Source organism: Acinetobacter seifertii (assembly GCF_016064815.1).
Taxonomy (GTDB): Bacteria; Pseudomonadota; Gammaproteobacteria; order Pseudomonadales; family Moraxellaceae; genus Acinetobacter; species Acinetobacter seifertii.
On the sequence record NZ_CP065820.1, the window covers coordinates 2,733,310 to 2,749,835 of the forward strand.

Sequence of the window (16,526 nt, forward strand, 5' to 3'; positions counted from 1 at the left end):
CGGGATTTTTTGTAGTGCGTTGAATTACCAATGACCATGTCTGTCATGATGTCGTTCAAAACCACGTTCACGATGTGCTTTATTATGATAGTAGCCTTTACCATGATGATTGCCATGATAAGCATAAGCTTTACCATGATGCATACCGTGATAAGCATGACCATAACCATGATGTGATTCGCGATAACCATGGTCTTGTGCAAAGGTCGGAGCTGAAAGCGCGATGACCAATGCAGCGAAAATATACTTAATGTACTTCATACAAAATTCCTTTTTATTGTAGTACTGGAATTTAAAGTAAGACATAAGTCGGTAGCTAGTTACAAGTGCTGATCTGTACTAGAGTGTAAGCTACTAAGCAAAGATAACAAGCAACTCAATCTTAAATAATGAAAGCAAAATCTATCAGTAGAATTTTGCTTCACCAATCGGACGAGTTTTAAACCGTCTATGGAACCACATATATTGTGTTGGGGCGATTCGAATTTGGTTCTCAATAATTTTATTGACGCGTTCAGCATCATTTACTTCGCATTCACTTGGAAAGTTTTCAAGTTTAGGTTCGACGAGCACATTGTATTGAGGGTTTCGAATATCACCACTTCTATAAAAATATAGCGGTATTGCAACAGCATTTGAAATATCCATGAGTCTACGGTGGGCTGTTACTGTTGCCGCCTGTATTCCAAAGAATGATGCCATCACACCCTGCTTCAAACCAAAATCCTGATCAGGGCTATACCAGATTGCATGACCATTTTTTAGTTTCGAAATTAAACTACGCATGTTGTCTTTCGCAATTTGGTTTTTATAAACTCGAGCACGACTACGATGAATGAGAAAATCCATAAAAGGATTGTTTTGCGGTCTATACACCACATCCATATCAAAAAATAAGGTACACGCAGCGCCACCAGCATCTAGTAAAGTACTATGTGTGCCTAACAACAAGATACCCTTATCCCGATTCTGTTCCAGATGTTCCAAGCCTTCTATACGAACTCTTTTTTTAAACCATTCAGGACAATACCAAGCGTTTAAGGCTTCAAATATCCCTATCATGGTATCTTTAAAGACTAGTTTTGCTTTGGCTTCAATTTGCTCAGGTGTTTTTTCAGGGAAACAAGCTTGTAAGTTTCTTAATGTTGTTTTCCGTCTCGAAGCTAATAATATCCAAGCAATTTTTGAGAAAACCTTTGCTAAACGCCACTGGATTGCCCAAGGCAAGTAGGCAAGAAACATGAGAATAAAAGCTGCGAACCAGATACCCCAATATTTTAATGATAGAAAGGAAAATTGAAACTGCCCAGATTGATACTGCGGTTCAGATTTCGTCATACTGTAAATATCTAGAGGTATAGGTCTTCATCCTAACACAGCCCGAATCTACATCCGTTTGCAAAGTGTGTCTTAATATGTAGATTAATTTATTAGAAAAATTTATATCGCGTAATGACGACCCACCATATTTTCTTTAAAAATTATATAATATTTAACAATTACTTATATGCTTTTAGTTATATAAATTAGTTTATAAATCATAGATAAAAATTAGAAATCCACACCTCGTATGACTTGCAGAAATTCCGAATATTCATCTTCATTTTCAAAAGTAAACTCTACGTCTGAGCCATCTGCGAATCGAACAAGAACAGAACTTAAATCAGAACTGGTTGTAAATTTAACAACTTGTTCAAGATTATAATGTGTTGAACCTACTTGGTAATATTTATATTCTCTTGGCATAGCTGTGTTCTATTATTTTATGAGATGTCACTACTATAGAATAAAATTTAGATCTGTTTTACTTATTTATTAAAAGTTGGCAACTGTTTAATAAAGTCATTTAACGGCATTGGTACGCCCCATAAATAACCTTGAAACTCGATACAACCATTATTTTTAAAAGCATAAAATTGTTCGGCCGTTTCTATTCCCTCTACTAACACTCGAAGGTTTAAATCTAGACCAATTTTAACAATACCCGAGACTAATTTATAACTGCGTTTATCATCCAACGCTGCCTGTACAAAGCTACGATCAATTTTGATTTGTCTAATTTGCATTTTTTGCAAATAACTTAAAGATGAATAACCTGTTCCGAAGTCATCAAGAGAAAGCTGAACTCCTCTTTCCGATAAGGAATTCATTTTTTCAATCATGCTCACACAATTGTTCAAAGCAATATTTTCAGTAATTTCCAAGATAAGCCGAGATGGATTTATGTCATATCTATGAATCATGCAAATTACAGTTTCCTCAAAGTTGGCTTGCATGAAATGATCAGCACTAATATTGATTGAAAGTGTCAAATCTTTAGTCTGTTCTTGTTTACTCCAATCTTGTAAAACTTTGCAGGCTTGAGCTAAAACCCATGTACCTATTTCAGGCATTAGTCCTAAAGTTTGTGCCGCAGGAATAAAATCTTGTGTGGGAACAGAACCTAAAACAGGATGATGCCATCTGAGTAAAGCCTCAGCACCAATTAACTTTTCAGAAGCATTGACTTGAGGTTGATAAAACAATTCAAATTGCTCTTTTCCCAGTGCTAAACGTAAGTCTTTCGCCATGGAATCTTCTATTTGTATTTCTAATTGCATAGTATAGATGGATATACAAATCATGAGCGTGGCGACGCAAATTGCAATCCATCGACCATGACTCCGAGTATGTTCCGATAGCGGTATAGCATGCTCTAAAGTAAAAGAGCTGCCACTAAAAAATATAAAGCACGCGATTGACAGTAAAATTAAAACGAGTTGTAAGAAACTCGGATTTCTGCGGTAGTTTAAGTATCCTAATATTGCCCCAGCAGGCAAAAACAAATGAGCAACTTGAGGATGATGAGTAGTCGCTATATCAAAAAATACGCAAAAAACGACTGGAAAAACAAGTAGAACAGCTTGAGATAAAAGAATACCCGCTGAAATTCGATTTATATAAATGAGAAAAAAACTAAAAATGGAAAGCAGTGTAAAAACGATATCCATATAAACAATGATCCACATTTTTGAAAATGCGAAATATATGGTCCAGAACAGGCAAAAAATAATACAAATAAAGATATTTGCTTTAGCTGCGATGGTAAGCTGCTGGTCTTTTATGTTGTGGTAATTATTTTTACATTTTTTTAAGTAAGACGAAGCTATCATAGGTAAATCAACCATAAATATAACAAAAGCAGTAACATTGCCCTTCATGCTCTATTTCAGAATTTAACAATCAAACTTAATTTTCTATAAAGTTTTTATTTATCTTTTATGTGTTTAGAAAGTATTTTATTACACAAAATAAAGTTCATTTGTTTAATAAATTTAGTCAAAAAAGAGGACTTTTCAAAGACCCCATAAGTTTAAATTATGATTCACTCAGGGTACAAGCCTCTGCTACTAAGGTACAGGGCATAAGTTATGAAAAATAAGACAATTGGTTAATTATTTACCGATTTTACAAGGTTATTAGCTCATCGTTTCTTAAGATTATCTAATCAATAGCAAATACGACGACTGAAACGCGCTGGCACATGTCCAGCGCGTTAATGTTTATCAGAGATAAATCACAACTAAAATTGCGAAAACACCATACAGCGCACTTACTGCAACCAATGATCGGTCATCGACTGTGCCACGGCGGAATAAATTCCACAGAAACACAATCGCTAATGCAGTAATAATGCCAGAGGCTAACAACAAGGTATCAAAGCGCCACGGCGTAAAGAAAATACCTAATGCACTTGGTATGGTGGCCTGAATCATCATGGCACCAGAAATATTCGCTAAAGCCAAACGCTCTTTACCTTGGCGTACCCAAATCAGCGCATTCATAATCTCAGGTAATTCGGTAGCAACTGGACTCAGTAATAAAGCAACCAAATGTGGCGGCCAACTTAGCGCTGTACCAATCGCTTCAAGCTGAGCAACAAAAGTATGCGACGCAACACTAATTACAACTAAAGCGACCAATACCTGTAGACCAGCCCACCCTAGTGACGGTTCGGCTGTATTAGGACGGAACTTGAGCGGTTCGAGGTCTTCTTCATCGGAAGATGTATCAGCTTCCTTAATCTCACGCCAAACATAAGCTGCATAAGCCGCTAAAAATAGAATGCCTAACCAAGGTTTGATGGCAAATGCGACTAAACCAAGCGCTACTTTTAAAACAAAGATAGCAAGGAACGAGACTTGATCTCGGCTTAAACGGGCATAATCAACTTGAACTTTATGCGAAGTTCGAGCTAATTTTTTGCGATGAAGCATCAATACCAGACCGACTACGGCGTAACCCAAGGTCGCTAAAACCAATGGGCCACCCATTGCAGCACCAACACCAAGGTCTTTTTGTTCTGGGGTATCACCAAATACGACGGCCATAAAGGTCACCGCACTTTCAGGTAGCGCTGTACCAAAAGCTGCGAGTACCGAGCCTACTGCTGTTGCACCAAGATTAAGACGCTTACCAAACCATTCAATTCCATTGACGAAATATTCACAGGCTAGGTAAATTGCCGCGGCGGACACAAAGAATAAGATGAACGTGAGGAGCATAGGAATAGTCCAGCCGGGCGAATAAGAAACCATTGGCGCGACAACGCTCTTCGCCCGACTAGCAAAGTACGTTGCGGCCAAAGGTCTCGCCTAGCTCACACTGTGTATACAGTGGCTGAACACGCCATGAGATACTGATCTCAAGTTTGTTGACGTGGTCTTCCTAGTTGGGTACTAGGAATGGCTACTCCCCAATGACAATAGGTGAAGTTTACCAGTGATTGAAAAGTAACTCTACAAAAATGGTCTGACAAAATGATCAAGAGCTTTAAAAATTCACAGTCGGTTTTAAAGCTCTCTTTATCGACTAAATAAAATGTATTTCTACACTGGCATGTACAATTTCTTCATGAATAGACAAAGCCTTTTTAACTGAATCGGGCGTTAAATCTGTTCGGTCTGTTTCTAAAGCCAAAATGCATGAAAATTTTCCTTTACCGACTTTCCATACATGTAAATCTGTAATTTTCACTTGTGATAATTGCTCAATCACTTCTTGGATTTCAGCGACTACTGGATGTGACATTTCAGCATCTAATAACGTTTTTCCTGTGTCACGCAAAAGCCCCCATGACCACTGTGCAACCAGTATCGCCCCTACAATACCCAATAAAGCATCTAAAAAATTCCATCCAAAAAATTTACCCGCTATAAGTGCGGCTATGGCTAATACAGAAGTTACAGCATCGGCAACCACATGTAGAAACGCAGCTTTATGGTTTAAATCGTGATGGTGATCATGATGATGGTGGTGACTATGCTCATGGTCGTGATGGTGGTGGTGATGTTCATGATTATCATGTAATAACCACGCACAAATTAAATTGACTGCCAACCCCACAACAGCAATAGAAATAGCTTCATTATAATGAATATCAACAGGATGGAGTAATCGCTCAATAGATTGAAATCCCATTAACAGTGCAACGACCATTAATATGATTGCACTGCTATATCCACCTAAAATTTCGATTTTCCAAGTTCCAAAACTAAAGCGTTTGTCATGGGCATAACGGCGAGCCATTTTGTAAGCAACATAGGCCAACCCTAGAGCAACCATATGTGAACTCATGTGCCAGCCATCAGCTAAAAGAGCCATGGAGTTAAAGATCCATCCACCCACAATTTCAAAAACCATCATCACGGCAGTTAAAATCGTTGCGATCAAAATTTTCTTTTGAGCAAGCGGGTTTCCTTCATCAAACTGATGAGAATGGTAACGTTCTAAATTGCTGTTAATTTCCATATTTATGGTCTTTTATTAATACTCCCCCATAGTATATATTTTTTTGAAGAAAAATAAGTTACATCACGACCAAGACCAGAAAATTTTTAGAGAAATCTTTACTTAGTCATCACCTAAAATTGATCCACTATATTTCAAAACCACTATAGATTGAGGCACTCTGAATGGCTGAGTGCATCCATTCATAGAGCTGCCTATGAAAGCATCTAGAGCACTCCTTGCAATTTTTTCACAAAAAATCTATATCTGAACCAATCAGATAACTCAGACTAAACTTAAAAAAATTGCTCCAACACCTCATCCCTTTCTTTCAAACTATTTAAGCTTAAAACCTGTAACAGCAAACCATCGATCAGGTTTACCACCATGTGGGCATCGAATTTTGGCTCGCGGATTTCTCCGCTAAAAATCAGGTCAAAAATTTCATGGCGCAACCACTTTCGGTATTCAACTGTCATTCGATAAGCCTTTGGATAAAGCAGTTTTATTTCAAAAATAGCTTTAATTAAAAGATGGTACTGGCTGTTTAAATTGGTATGTAACACAATAATTTCTTTAAGTTTATCTTTTGAACTGTAGTAACGATTTGAGTAAATAATGGAAAGCACTTCTTCTCTGAGCAGACTTTTTTGAAAGGCGATGCACATTTCAATTAAGCCTTCTTTCGAGTGGAAATAATTGTAAAGCGTACCTTTGGCAATTTTGGTTTCTTTAGTAATCAGGTCTACGCCTGTATTGTGGAACCCATGCGCCGTAATGAGTTGTATGGCAGTTTGAACTACATGTAGTTTTTTGGAAGAGCTTTCTAAATTTCGCATAGTTTTACCGTTATAAAATTCTTGTTGTTTCTAAATGAGATAAAAAGCCTGTGCCCTTTTGGGAGAAAAAAAGGCACAGCAAAGCCGTAAGACGGTGCTTGGCACATCTCAAGTTTTTTGTTGCTAAGTTTTAAGTAAAAATGACTAAAGCCTGAAAACCCTACGGCGTTCAAGCTGCTGTATTTTTTTTAAGCCGTGTCGTTATAGCTTTTGGCAAAGGCTGCCAAATAATGGATGTGCAAAGCCAACTCCTTTTTACTGGGAGTTCTGCCGACATTAAAATTATGGTGGCAGAACGAAGGGGGTTCGCAGACTGGTCATAGATCCAGCACACCCAAAGGTGTCCCCCTCCGTTCCACCATAGAGGGGGCGCGAGGGTGTACACACTAAAGATATAAAACCTTTAATGCTTCTATGACACGGTCTGCGACAACCGACTGGCAATGTAGGCCAGCAGGCAAAGGATAGTGCCCAAGTTTATTGCAGTCAAGCATACAAAATGACATTTGTTTTAAAATAGATCATTAAAAAGTAAGGATAAATAATGCCTGAGTTATTGTTAAAGTGGGGTTTATAAAAAGACGTTTTTCTTCCCCAAAATGCTACGTTTTCAATACTATTTACACGTTATAGATTTAGTCGTCACTATTTTAATGTACGGAAAAATAGTGACTTTAGAATTAGCTTATAGGCACACGTTTAGCCAGCTTCTTTTGCAAAATAATAACCAATATTGGGAACCCTGCTGCGGAAATTGCACATACCGCCAGTAACGTATTTACACTTTGTGGCGTCATGCCATGAGCAGGTAATAAAAAGGCAGATAAGAAAAATGCAACTGTTGTCAGCAAATACATGATGGATGTCTGTAATGAAGAAAATCCAGCTCGTTGTCGGTCGTTAGGAAACTGCATCGTAACCACTGAAGATGACACCAAACGACTATAAGATGCACCGAGAAATAAACTAATAAATAATGCTGCATGCTGATAGCCAAGCATTGGTATAAGCAAACTGAGTATAAAGACTAGAGTCGAAGCTGTAGCCAGTAGTAAAGCAGAAAAACGGGAGGTTAACGCCCCTGTAATTTTTGTAGATACATAGCCCATCACACCCCCGCTAAAAAATAGCCAAGGCAGTAGGTATTGCGAAGCGCCCAACTGCTGAATCATTAAGGGTGCCAAAATAGGAATAACCAACATAGGACTAAACTGTACGAGCGCATTAGCAGAGGCGAACAATAGAGTATCTGCATCTAAAGGCGGCGCACGAAGCATATCTAAAGAGACTTGGTCTTTGGGTATAAGCAATACAATAAGTGGCAATGCCAACACACACAATCCACTTATGAGCCACAAAGCCACATGCCAACCATAGTGAGTGCATACAAATAATATGGCGGGCATTCCGACAATACTTACTATTGAAAATGATGCAATCACCGTCGCTAACATTTTCCCCCGTAAATTAGGCGGTGCGTTGTTTATTAATATACTGATACCCACTCCCATGGTAGTACCACCAACCAACCCTGCACAAAATCGAAGTGCAAGTAGAAGACTAAAACTAGATGTGCAGGTAGTTAAAAGTGTTAGTAGACCCAACAGCGCCATATTGATAATTAAAAAGCGCTTTTTATTGAAATGATCAATCCAGTAAAAAGCAATAATTCCTGAAAGGACTGCGCCAAGCGTATACATCCCTGAAACATAACCTGAGAATGATACTGGCACTGCGAAATCTGTCGCCATAAAAACAAAAATAGGATTAAACACCATATATTCCAGTGCATTCGTGAACTGGACGAAAGCAATCACAGTGGCTATCCACATGAGGGCTTTATGATTAAACGTCTGTTTGGCTAGGCACATCGCAGTAACCTATAGATAAAAGATGTCCGAGTTTAACTGCTATCAATAGTATTGATTATATGGTAAAAATTGCATTTATTATTATCAAATATGGGACAATTAATGCGTCCGGCTCTGGATTTTAATACCCTGAAAGTGTTCGTTGCTGTGGTTGAAAGAGAAAGTTTTGTGGGTGCATCGAAACTCCTTGAAATGCCGACATCAAACGTAAGTCGCTGTATTTCTCAGTTAGAAGAAAAACTCGATCTTCAGCTCATTGAGCGCAGCACCCGACATATGAAAGTCACTCAGGCGGGGCAGCTACTCTATACCAGAGCAAAGCCATTACTCGAAGCGCTTGAGCAAACGGAGACAGAGTTAACGTTGCGGCAAATGCAGCTCAAGGGTCCTTTAAGAATCTGTATTCCCACTGAAATAGGCCCTGCATTGCTAGGTTCTGTTATTGCAGAATTTGCCTGTCAGTATCCAGACTTAGAAATAAGCTGTGTCACAAATTTGTCAGGTTTTGAGTCTCTGCGAGATGATCTGGATTTAGCTATTATTATTAGCCGCGGTCAAATGGATAACAGTGACTATATCGCTCGTCATCTGGTGACTATCCCTTGCACCATTGTGGCAGCCCCTTCTCTTATTCAGCGTTATGGCACCCCTACTCATATTCAACAATTTGAAGAATTACCGTGTATTACAACAGTCAGTGCGCTCAAAGGTGCTCCTTGGCAATTTGTTAATAAAAAGGGGGAATTCGAGACCATCAAGGTTAAAGGACACTATCGGGTAAACAGCGGAGAAATGGCGGGCCAAGCTGCTGTAGCAGGTATTGGGTTTGCAATTTTATCGAAACATGCTTGCCAACCTTATATTAGTGATGGTCGTCTGATCGAGATTGAGTTTGAACAAGCGGTAGCGCCACTGCAATTGTTTGCACTTTATTCAGATCGTCGTTATTTGCCTGCTAAAACAAGAGCGCTTATAGATTTCATACAACAGAAATTGGGGCATGTATCCTTATAAAACCTATCATTTCATACGCATTCTGAAATCGACATATTTAACTATGTCAGTTTTATCAGGACTGCCAATCGTCAGTCTGTCTTATACTCAAACTGCTCAGGTCGCTTTCTTTTTGTTGCTTATTTCCTCGCTCATTTTAGGAATCCTTTTTGCGAATCAGTCTCAATTTGTTAAGATGGCAACCGTGAGAAATTAAGTTAAGCTCTTACACACTGTTGACTCAATTTTGACATAAAAAAGGTACATGAAAAGGTATACTTTTTTCTTAGATTAAGTCCAATTCACACAGAAGTTATTAGAATTGGTTAGATGACCAACCGTAAAATATTATTGCTTTTTTTAAGGGTTTATTACGCATGAATAGCGCTGAAATCATGGCCGATCTCTCTAACCACACTCCAATGATGCAGCAATATCTCAAGGTCAAAAAAGATTATCAACATGCGTTGCTGTTTTATCGTATGGGCGACTTTTATGAACTTTTCTTTGAAGACGCACACTTAGCAGCCAAACTTTTAGGAATCACCCTAACCCATCGCGGTAAAGCAAACGGTAACCCGATTCCAATGGCGGGTGTTCCTTACCATTCAGCCGAAGGTTATCTTGCTCGCCTTGTCAAAGCAGGTCGCACAGTAGCCATTTGCGAACAAGTCGGTGAAGTTACTGGTAAAGGCCCTGTTGAGCGTAAAGTTGTTCGTATTCTTACACCTGGTACATTAACCGACGACGCACTACTTACAAGCTATCAGTCATCCAACCTTGTTGCGTTATGTATTCATCAAAATCAAATCGGTTTTGCTTTGCTCGACTTAAGCGCGGGTATTTTTAAAGTTCAACAACAAGACTACAAACCTGAACAACTTCCAATTGAACTTGCTCGCCTCATGCCAAGTGAAATTTTGATTGATGAAGATCTGGTTGACCCGAATATTATTGAACAAATTAAAAAGCATTTAGATTGCCCTGTAACCAAGCGTCCAAATGTAGATTTCAATTTAAATAACGCACAAAAAACCTTATGTGACCAGTTCTCTGTATCGACGCTTTCTGGTTTTGGACTCGATACATTACCGTTAGCTAAGGCTGCCGCAGCGGCTCTGATTCACTACGCTAAAGAAACTCAGAAAACGGCGTTACCGCATATTCGTTCTATTCTTTTAGAACAAAGCACAGACTTTATTGCGCTTGATCCAATTACACGCCGTAATTTAGAAATTATTGAACCTTTGTTTGAACATGGTACGTCATTATTCCAACTGGTAAATGACTGCCAAACTGCAATGGGTGGCCGTTTACTCAGCCGTACCCTCATGCAACCTGTTCGTGATACGGCGTTACTCGATGCCCGCTTAGATGCAATTGAACAGCTCATTCAAGGCTATCACGAAACTCCAGTTCGTTTAGTGCTTAAAGAAATTGGTGATATCGAACGTGTTCTTAGCCGTGTTGCGCTTGGTAGTGCTCGACCACGCGATTTAGTTCAGCTTCGTCATGCTTGCGCACAAATTCCATTTTTAAGAAATGCTTTAACGCCTGTTATTCAATCAAAAAAATCCAAGTTATTAATTCAACTCGATCAAGAACTTGGTGACTTTAAATCGCTTCATCAACACTTGATGGCAGCCATTGTTGAAAACCCGCCTGTATTACTTCGTGATGGCAATGTAATTGCAGAAGGTTATGATGCAGAACTTGATGAACTGCGTAAAATTCGTGATCATGCAGGTCAATTCCTGATTGATTTAGAAATAAAAGAGCGTGAACGCACGGGCATTAACACCTTAAAAATCGGCTATAACCGTGTGAGTGGCTACTACATTGAGCTTACGCGTGCTCAAGCTGAACAAGCCCCTGCCGACTATATTCGCCGTCAAACTTTAAAGAATGCAGAGCGTTACATCACACCTGAACTAAAAAGCTTTGAAGATAAAGTTTTATCGAGTGAGTCTCGTGCATTAGCACGTGAAAAAGCATTATTTGAAGCTTTACTTGAAAACCTCCGTGAAAATATTGCTCACCTACAAATGATGAGTTCGGCAATTGCGCACATTGATGTAATTGCAAACTTTGCTTATCAAGCACGTTTAAATAATTGGGCGCGACCAGAATTTACCCCAGAAACCGGTATTAAGATTCAAGGTGGTCGCCATCCTGTTGTTGAAGCTTTAAATAAAGCACCATTTACACCAAATGATACTTTCCTTGATGCTCAGCACCGCATGGCAATTATTACTGGCCCAAACATGGGTGGTAAATCTACCTTTATGCGTCAAACTGCATTAATCAGTTTACTCGCTTACTGCGGTAGTTATGTTCCTGCACGAGCCGCCAAGCTTGGCCCAATTGACCGTATTTTCACACGTATTGGTTCAGCCGATGATTTGTCGACAGGTAAATCAACATTTATGGTCGAGATGACTGAAACTTCACAAATCTTGCACCATGCAACCAATCAGTCTTTGGTGTTAATGGATGAAGTTGGCCGTGGTACCAGTACCTACGATGGACTTTCTTTGGCATGGGCCTGTGTGGTTGATTTAACCAAGCGCGTAAAATGCTTATGTCTATTTGCCACGCACTATTTCGAATTGACTGAGTTAGGTAGTGAAGCAGGTATCGATAACTATCATGTGACAGCGCAAGAGCTTAACGGTAACCTGATTTTATTGCACAAAGTTCAACAAGGTCCTGCAAGTCAAAGTCATGGTTTACAAGTTGCGAAATTAGCTGGTATTCCTGCTAATGTCATTAAAGAAGCTCAAAAACGTTTACGCATTTTAGAGAAGCAACAACAGCAACACTTACAAACTAGTGTTCAAGATGATTTGTTTGCAACTTTAGATTCAAATGCTAAATCAAGTACGCAAGTCATAGAGAAAGTGATTGAAATTGAAGTGCCTTCACCTGCCCTAGATTTGCTTAAGCAAATTGAAGTCGATAACTTGACACCTCGCCAAGCACTTGAACAACTTTATGAACTAAAAGCTGCACTTAAATCATAATCATTGATTGAGCAAACATGTCTATGGGCATGTTTGCTCTTACTTTAAGGAGAATAAAATTTCTATTTTCTTAAGGCCACTACAATACACAGAGATCGATTTAATTTGGCAACACATTAGTCGACGTGAACTCATTACCCAACTCTATATACAAAAACAAGAACAACTCGAATTAACAGATTGTTTTTACGATGTTGAAAATTGGGATGACTATCATTTAGAAAATGACCCACCGAAGTTAAAAGAACTCTATCAACAAGGTGCTTCATTTGTAGGTGCTTTTAATACATCTGAAAAATTAGTTGGCATTAGTGTCGTGTCGAATCAACACATTGCTGATTATCCAGATGCAAAATTACTGCAATACTTTTATGTCGATGCAGACCAGCAAGGTCAAGGTATTGGTGCAAAACTCATGCAGGCAGCCAAAGAGTCAGCTAAGCAACTGGGCGCGCTGCAACTTTATATTTCAGCCACACCGAGTAAACGTACTGTCGACTTTTATATCAAGCATGGCGCAGTAGTATTAGGACATCCAGATCAGCACTTATGGGAGCTTGAACCAGAAGATATTCATTTGCTTTGCTTACTTTAAGTCTCGATATTTAAAGTTTTTTTGGATATCAGTTCGGTATAAAAGCAAAATTTAAAACTGAAAGTTGTATTTAAGGTATCTAATCAAATAGATACCTTGACCTAAATGACATTTGCAACTATATGCAAAAATTTATTCAAACTGTTGTTTTTTAAAACATATTATTATCTTAATTTTACAATTTGGCCAATCTCAAGCTCACAACATTGTTTTAAATATCAATGTATTAACTTATCTTCATATGTATAAATAAACAATATCAATAAAAGCAATTGTTTGTTTACCCCTTTTTTGCCTAAAATAAGCTATTCGAAATGAAACCATATTTTTTAGGTAGCTGTCGCCATGACCTTTGTTGTCACTGAAAATTGTATTAAATGTAAATACCAAGATTGCGTAGAAGTTTGTCCTGTAGACTGTTTTTACGAAGGTCCGAATTTCCTAGTGATTAATCCGGATGAATGTATTGACTGTGCATTGTGTGAACCAGAATGCCCTGCAAATGCAATTTTCTCTGAAGATGAGTTACCAGAAGGTCAGGAAGTATTTATTGAATTAAATGCAGATCTTTCTCAAAAGTGGCCTAACATTACTCAAATTGGTGACCAACCTGCTGACCGTGAAGAATGGAACGGCAAACCAGATAAGTTACAGTATCTAGAAAAATAATTTCAAAAAAGATCAGCAACCGCTGATCTTTTTTATACCCTATTCAAACATTTCATTGCAAATTCCTCGTAATTTGTGCACTGTTTTGCATTAAAATAAGCGCAATATTTATTAAGCTTTTGATTTTTCTTATGCGGAAGTTTTTGCAGAGTATGTTGCCCTTATGCATAATCCCAGCGATTATGGTAGGTTGCGTCAGCTCTCCCCAACACACAACAACAGGCAAAACCTCTCCAAACGGTAAACGCATTTTTATTCCTCAAGAGCGCGTTATTATCGAACGTCCTATTCCACCTAAAGTTGAGCCTGCTTCTTATCGTGCCTGGTTAAATACTGGCGATCATTATGAGCGTGTACGAGAATATGAAAAATTTCTAGCGCGTAATAATGTTGCAGGCATCGTACCAAGCTTTGAATTATTAAGATCAGCTCGCGATTGGCAAAAATGTGGCAGTTCAGAATATGCTGTTCCAAACCGTGAACTTTGGAATAACTCTTTATCGACTTTACGTGTCTTTAAATATTTAATTGCGGCAAAAGTTCTAACTGACTTTGAAGTAACCTCGGTGTATCGTGATTTACCTTTAAATCAGTGTGCTGGTGGTGCAAGTTCGTCTAAGCATTTGTTTAACTCAGCCATCGATTTTCGTATTGGACCAGAAATTCCACAGCCACAAGACTATGCATTTATTGAAAATACAAAGTTTAAATTGTGTCAATTCTGGGCTCAACATGGCCAAAGTTTAAACCTAGGTATTGGTTTATATAGTTCAGGACAAATCCATATTGATACTCAAGGCTATCGTACTTGGGGGCCTGACTTAACCCGTAATACTTCAATGTGTAATTTTTAAAATTAATGTCCCCTAATACACTTTCGCATTAGGGGATTTTTGTTGTTCTCATTTATATAACCTAGTAAGAAAAACACTGAAATTAATTAAGAATTTGTACATTCCATAATCAACCAAAATTTCTTAATCCGAAGATTTTTGCACTCTAGTCATAAACGTTTAAAATACGCCTATCAACATACAGGTAAATTTGACTATGCAGCAGTTGTGGACAGACATTGACGAATATATCGACTCACATTTAATTCCCGAAGATCCTCGACTCGACTTTGCATTAAAAAATACCGACGAACACGGCTTTTCAAATCATCTTGCGGTTGCTCCAAACCAAGGGATGTTCTTGCAAATGCTTATTCAGATGAATAATTGCAAGCGTGTTTTAGAAATTGGAACTTTTGCAGCCTACAGTACCATTTGGCTAGGACGTGCCCTGCCTGAAGATGGTTATTTACTGACTATTGAAGGCCGTGATACTCATGCAGAAATGGCTCAAAAAAATATCGACCATGCGAATCTTCCTGTAAAAGTTGAGCTAAAAGCAGGCCGTGCTGCAGATATCCTTTCAGCAATTGACCCACAGTCAATTCAACCTTTCGATTTTATATTTATTGATGCCGATAAACAGGGTTATCCTGAATATTTGGAACTCAGCTTAAAGTTTTCAAAATCAGGTACGATTATTGTGCTAGACAATGTCATCCGTGGTGGCGATATTTTAAATCCTGAAAACAAAAAACCGAGTATTGAAGGTATTCGCGAAACTTTTAAAGCCCTCGAAAATCATCCGCAAATTCTGTCTTGCACAGCTTTACAAACGGTTGGCTCAAAAGGTCATGATGGTTTCGCTATAGCGATTGTGAAATAATGATCAAAAAATCATCTTTTTTATTTTATTATTTATAATCAATAGATTACTTTTATTACCCTCGCTTTTCCATATAGTTATCCACAACATTTGCGGATAACTATATGCAAATCTCATCATTTAGCTACAAGTAAAGGCACAGTTGCATTTCGGAATATCGTCGTTGCGATACTTCCCAAGAAGAACTGATGAATCTTGCTATGACTAAATGCACCAAGAACAATAATTTGAATACCATGCTCTTGTTGATATTCAAGAATATTCTGAGCTACATCACCATAGCGATAAACAGTGACAACCTCTAGACCAGCTTGTTTAAGATAATGCTCAGGTTCATTTAATATTTCAGGATGATCACCCACATACACTAAATGGCATTGTAAAGTCCGTAATAGGTCACTTTGGGCAATACGGCGCATCATCTTTTGACATGTTGGTGAATATTCATAGGCGAAAATAAAACGTGTTGGCACTTTAAAGTTTTCACCAATGGTCAACACTGTACAATTCGCGCCGCGAATGAAATTTTCAACATTACTACCAATAGGTTTGTGCTTTTCAGCTGCTCTTTCGCCAACTCGACCTAAAATAACAATGTCATTTTCATCGAGGAGATTAAAGCTTTGCTCTAAAAAATCACCCTTTTCTTGAATTTTTGAGCATGTAATTCCGTGTTTTTCTTTAATTAGGTCAGAAATATGTCTGAGTAAATTATTGCTGTAATCTAAAGCGAGTTCACTTTGTTTTTGCTCTAATTCAGCTAACTCTTTAAGCAACATCGCATTGCTTTCAAAGCCGATTACCCCACTAATCTCACCAAGGTGATAACTTGCTGGGTAGTAATCTAGAATTTGTAATAATACAAGCTCTCGTCCAGTTGCTTTTGCAACCCACGCTGCTGCATCTGCAATAGCATTAATACAAGGTGATGAGTCAATACACGCAATAACACGGTTCATTGTTTGCCTCTCTTCTTCAGGTCTATTTGCCTTGGAGATTTTTCTATAACTTAGCTTTAACTTAACATAGATAAAAATCTGTATGTTAA

General features: G+C 38.3%; 14 protein-coding genes and 1 riboswitch. Of the genes, 6 read left to right on the forward strand and 8 right to left on the reverse strand.

Going from position 1 to position 16,526, the window contains the following annotated elements:
• Positions 1–24: 24 nt before the first annotated feature.
• The 7 genes from I8T81_RS12685 to I8T81_RS12715 all read right to left on the reverse strand — a co-directional run bounded on the left by I8T81_RS12685 (position 25) and on the right by I8T81_RS12715 (position 8,479).
• Entirely contained in the window at positions 25–261 is a 237-nt protein-coding gene (locus tag I8T81_RS12685; protein ID WP_151749669.1) for a hypothetical protein, read from the reverse strand.
• 144 nt (positions 262–405) lie between these two features.
• Complete coding sequence (locus I8T81_RS12690; protein ID WP_039250617.1) at positions 406–1,338, reverse strand: LpxL/LpxP family acyltransferase; 933 nt, start codon at positions 1,336–1,338, stop codon at positions 406–408.
• 470 nt (positions 1,339–1,808) lie between these two features.
• Positions 1,809–3,200 carry a putative bifunctional diguanylate cyclase/phosphodiesterase gene (locus tag I8T81_RS12695; protein ID WP_151684548.1) on the reverse strand — a complete coding sequence of 464 codons (1,392 nt, stop codon included), beginning with the start codon at positions 3,198–3,200 and terminating at the stop codon, positions 1,809–1,811.
• A gap of 345 nt (positions 3,201–3,545) precedes the next feature.
• The gene (locus I8T81_RS12700) at positions 3,546–4,625 is read right to left on the reverse strand and encodes a sodium:calcium antiporter (protein WP_228269887.1); all 1,080 of its coding nucleotides are present in this window, start codon (positions 4,623–4,625) and stop codon (positions 3,546–3,548) included.
• A gap of 11 nt (positions 4,626–4,636) precedes the next feature.
• A riboswitch (yybP-ykoY riboswitch) is annotated at positions 4,637–4,749 on the reverse strand.
• Positions 4,750–4,851: 102 nt separating this feature from the next.
• Positions 4,852–5,790 carry a CDF family Co(II)/Ni(II) efflux transporter DmeF gene (dmeF, locus tag I8T81_RS12705; protein WP_151760962.1) on the reverse strand — a complete coding sequence of 313 codons (939 nt, stop codon included), beginning with the start codon at positions 5,788–5,790 and terminating at the stop codon, positions 4,852–4,854.
• A gap of 275 nt (positions 5,791–6,065) precedes the next feature.
• Positions 6,066–6,608 (reverse strand): TetR/AcrR family transcriptional regulator, encoded by a 543-nt coding sequence (locus tag I8T81_RS12710; protein ID WP_198071367.1) that lies wholly within the window; start codon positions 6,606–6,608, stop codon positions 6,066–6,068.
• A gap of 680 nt (positions 6,609–7,288) precedes the next feature.
• Positions 7,289–8,479, reverse strand: coding sequence for an MFS transporter (locus I8T81_RS12715; RefSeq protein WP_198071368.1), 1,191 nt, complete (start codon positions 8,477–8,479; stop codon positions 7,289–7,291).
• A 102-nt stretch (positions 8,480–8,581) separates the two neighbouring features.
• Here I8T81_RS12715 and I8T81_RS12720 point away from each other — a divergent pair, with 102 nt between their 5' ends.
• The 6 genes from I8T81_RS12720 (at position 8,582) to I8T81_RS12745 (ending at position 15,478) form a co-directional block, all read left to right on the forward strand.
• Positions 8,582–9,493, forward strand: coding sequence for a LysR family transcriptional regulator (locus I8T81_RS12720; protein WP_198071369.1), 912 nt, complete (start codon positions 8,582–8,584; stop codon positions 9,491–9,493).
• A 356-nt stretch (positions 9,494–9,849) separates the two neighbouring features.
• On the forward strand, positions 9,850–12,495 hold the full coding sequence (gene mutS, locus I8T81_RS12725) for a DNA mismatch repair protein MutS (protein WP_134263330.1): 2,646 nt from the start codon (positions 9,850–9,852) through the stop codon (positions 12,493–12,495).
• Between the two features lie 64 nt (positions 12,496–12,559).
• Positions 12,560–13,090 carry a GNAT family N-acetyltransferase gene (locus tag I8T81_RS12730; RefSeq protein WP_151741863.1) on the forward strand — a complete coding sequence of 177 codons (531 nt, stop codon included), beginning with the start codon at positions 12,560–12,562 and terminating at the stop codon, positions 13,088–13,090.
• Between the two features lie 345 nt (positions 13,091–13,435).
• On the forward strand, positions 13,436–13,759 hold the full coding sequence (gene fdxA, locus I8T81_RS12735; RefSeq protein ID WP_003650851.1) for a ferredoxin FdxA: 324 nt from the start codon (positions 13,436–13,438) through the stop codon (positions 13,757–13,759).
• Between the two features lie 131 nt (positions 13,760–13,890).
• A complete protein-coding gene (locus I8T81_RS12740) occupies positions 13,891–14,613 on the forward strand; it encodes a D-Ala-D-Ala carboxypeptidase family metallohydrolase (RefSeq protein WP_174742285.1) in 723 nt (240 codons plus the stop codon).
• 196 nt (positions 14,614–14,809) lie between these two features.
• Positions 14,810–15,478: an O-methyltransferase gene (locus I8T81_RS12745; RefSeq protein WP_004702639.1), complete on the forward strand. Its 669-nt coding sequence runs from the start codon at positions 14,810–14,812 to the stop codon at positions 15,476–15,478.
• A 116-nt stretch (positions 15,479–15,594) separates the two neighbouring features.
• Here I8T81_RS12745 and I8T81_RS12750 read toward each other — a convergent pair whose 3' ends face one another.
• A complete protein-coding gene (locus I8T81_RS12750; protein WP_004702641.1) occupies positions 15,595–16,437 on the reverse strand; it encodes a universal stress protein in 843 nt (280 codons plus the stop codon).
• Positions 16,438–16,526: the final 89 nt, after the last annotated feature.

What these genes read in the sequence shown, in the direction of transcription:
- I8T81_RS12685 (WP_151749669.1), bottom strand. Translation starts at nt 261, where the DNA reads ATGAAGTACATTAAGTATATTTTCGCTGCATTGGTCATCGCGCTTTCA.
- I8T81_RS12690 (WP_039250617.1), bottom strand. Translation starts at nt 1,338, where the DNA reads ATGACGAAATCTGAACCGCAGTATCAATCTGGGCAGTTTCAATTTTCC.
- I8T81_RS12695 (WP_151684548.1), bottom strand. Translation starts at nt 3,200, where the DNA reads ATGAAGGGCAATGTTACTGCTTTTGTTATATTTATGGTTGATTTACCT.
- dmeF (WP_151760962.1), bottom strand. Translation starts at nt 5,790, where the DNA reads ATGGAAATTAACAGCAATTTAGAACGTTACCATTCTCATCAGTTTGAT.
- I8T81_RS12710 (WP_198071367.1), bottom strand. Translation starts at nt 6,608, where the DNA reads ATGCGAAATTTAGAAAGCTCTTCCAAAAAACTACATGTAGTTCAAACT.
- I8T81_RS12715 (WP_198071368.1), bottom strand. Translation starts at nt 8,479, where the DNA reads ATGTGCCTAGCCAAACAGACGTTTAATCATAAAGCCCTCATGTGGATA.
- I8T81_RS12720 (WP_198071369.1), top strand. Translation starts at nt 8,582, where the DNA reads ATGCGTCCGGCTCTGGATTTTAATACCCTGAAAGTGTTCGTTGCTGTG.
- mutS (WP_134263330.1), top strand. Translation starts at nt 9,850, where the DNA reads ATGAATAGCGCTGAAATCATGGCCGATCTCTCTAACCACACTCCAATG.
- fdxA (WP_003650851.1), top strand. Translation starts at nt 13,436, where the DNA reads ATGACCTTTGTTGTCACTGAAAATTGTATTAAATGTAAATACCAAGAT.
- I8T81_RS12740 (WP_174742285.1), top strand. Translation starts at nt 13,891, where the DNA reads ATGCGGAAGTTTTTGCAGAGTATGTTGCCCTTATGCATAATCCCAGCG.
- I8T81_RS12745 (WP_004702639.1), top strand. Translation starts at nt 14,810, where the DNA reads ATGCAGCAGTTGTGGACAGACATTGACGAATATATCGACTCACATTTA.
- I8T81_RS12750 (WP_004702641.1), bottom strand. Translation starts at nt 16,437, where the DNA reads ATGAACCGTGTTATTGCGTGTATTGACTCATCACCTTGTATTAATGCT.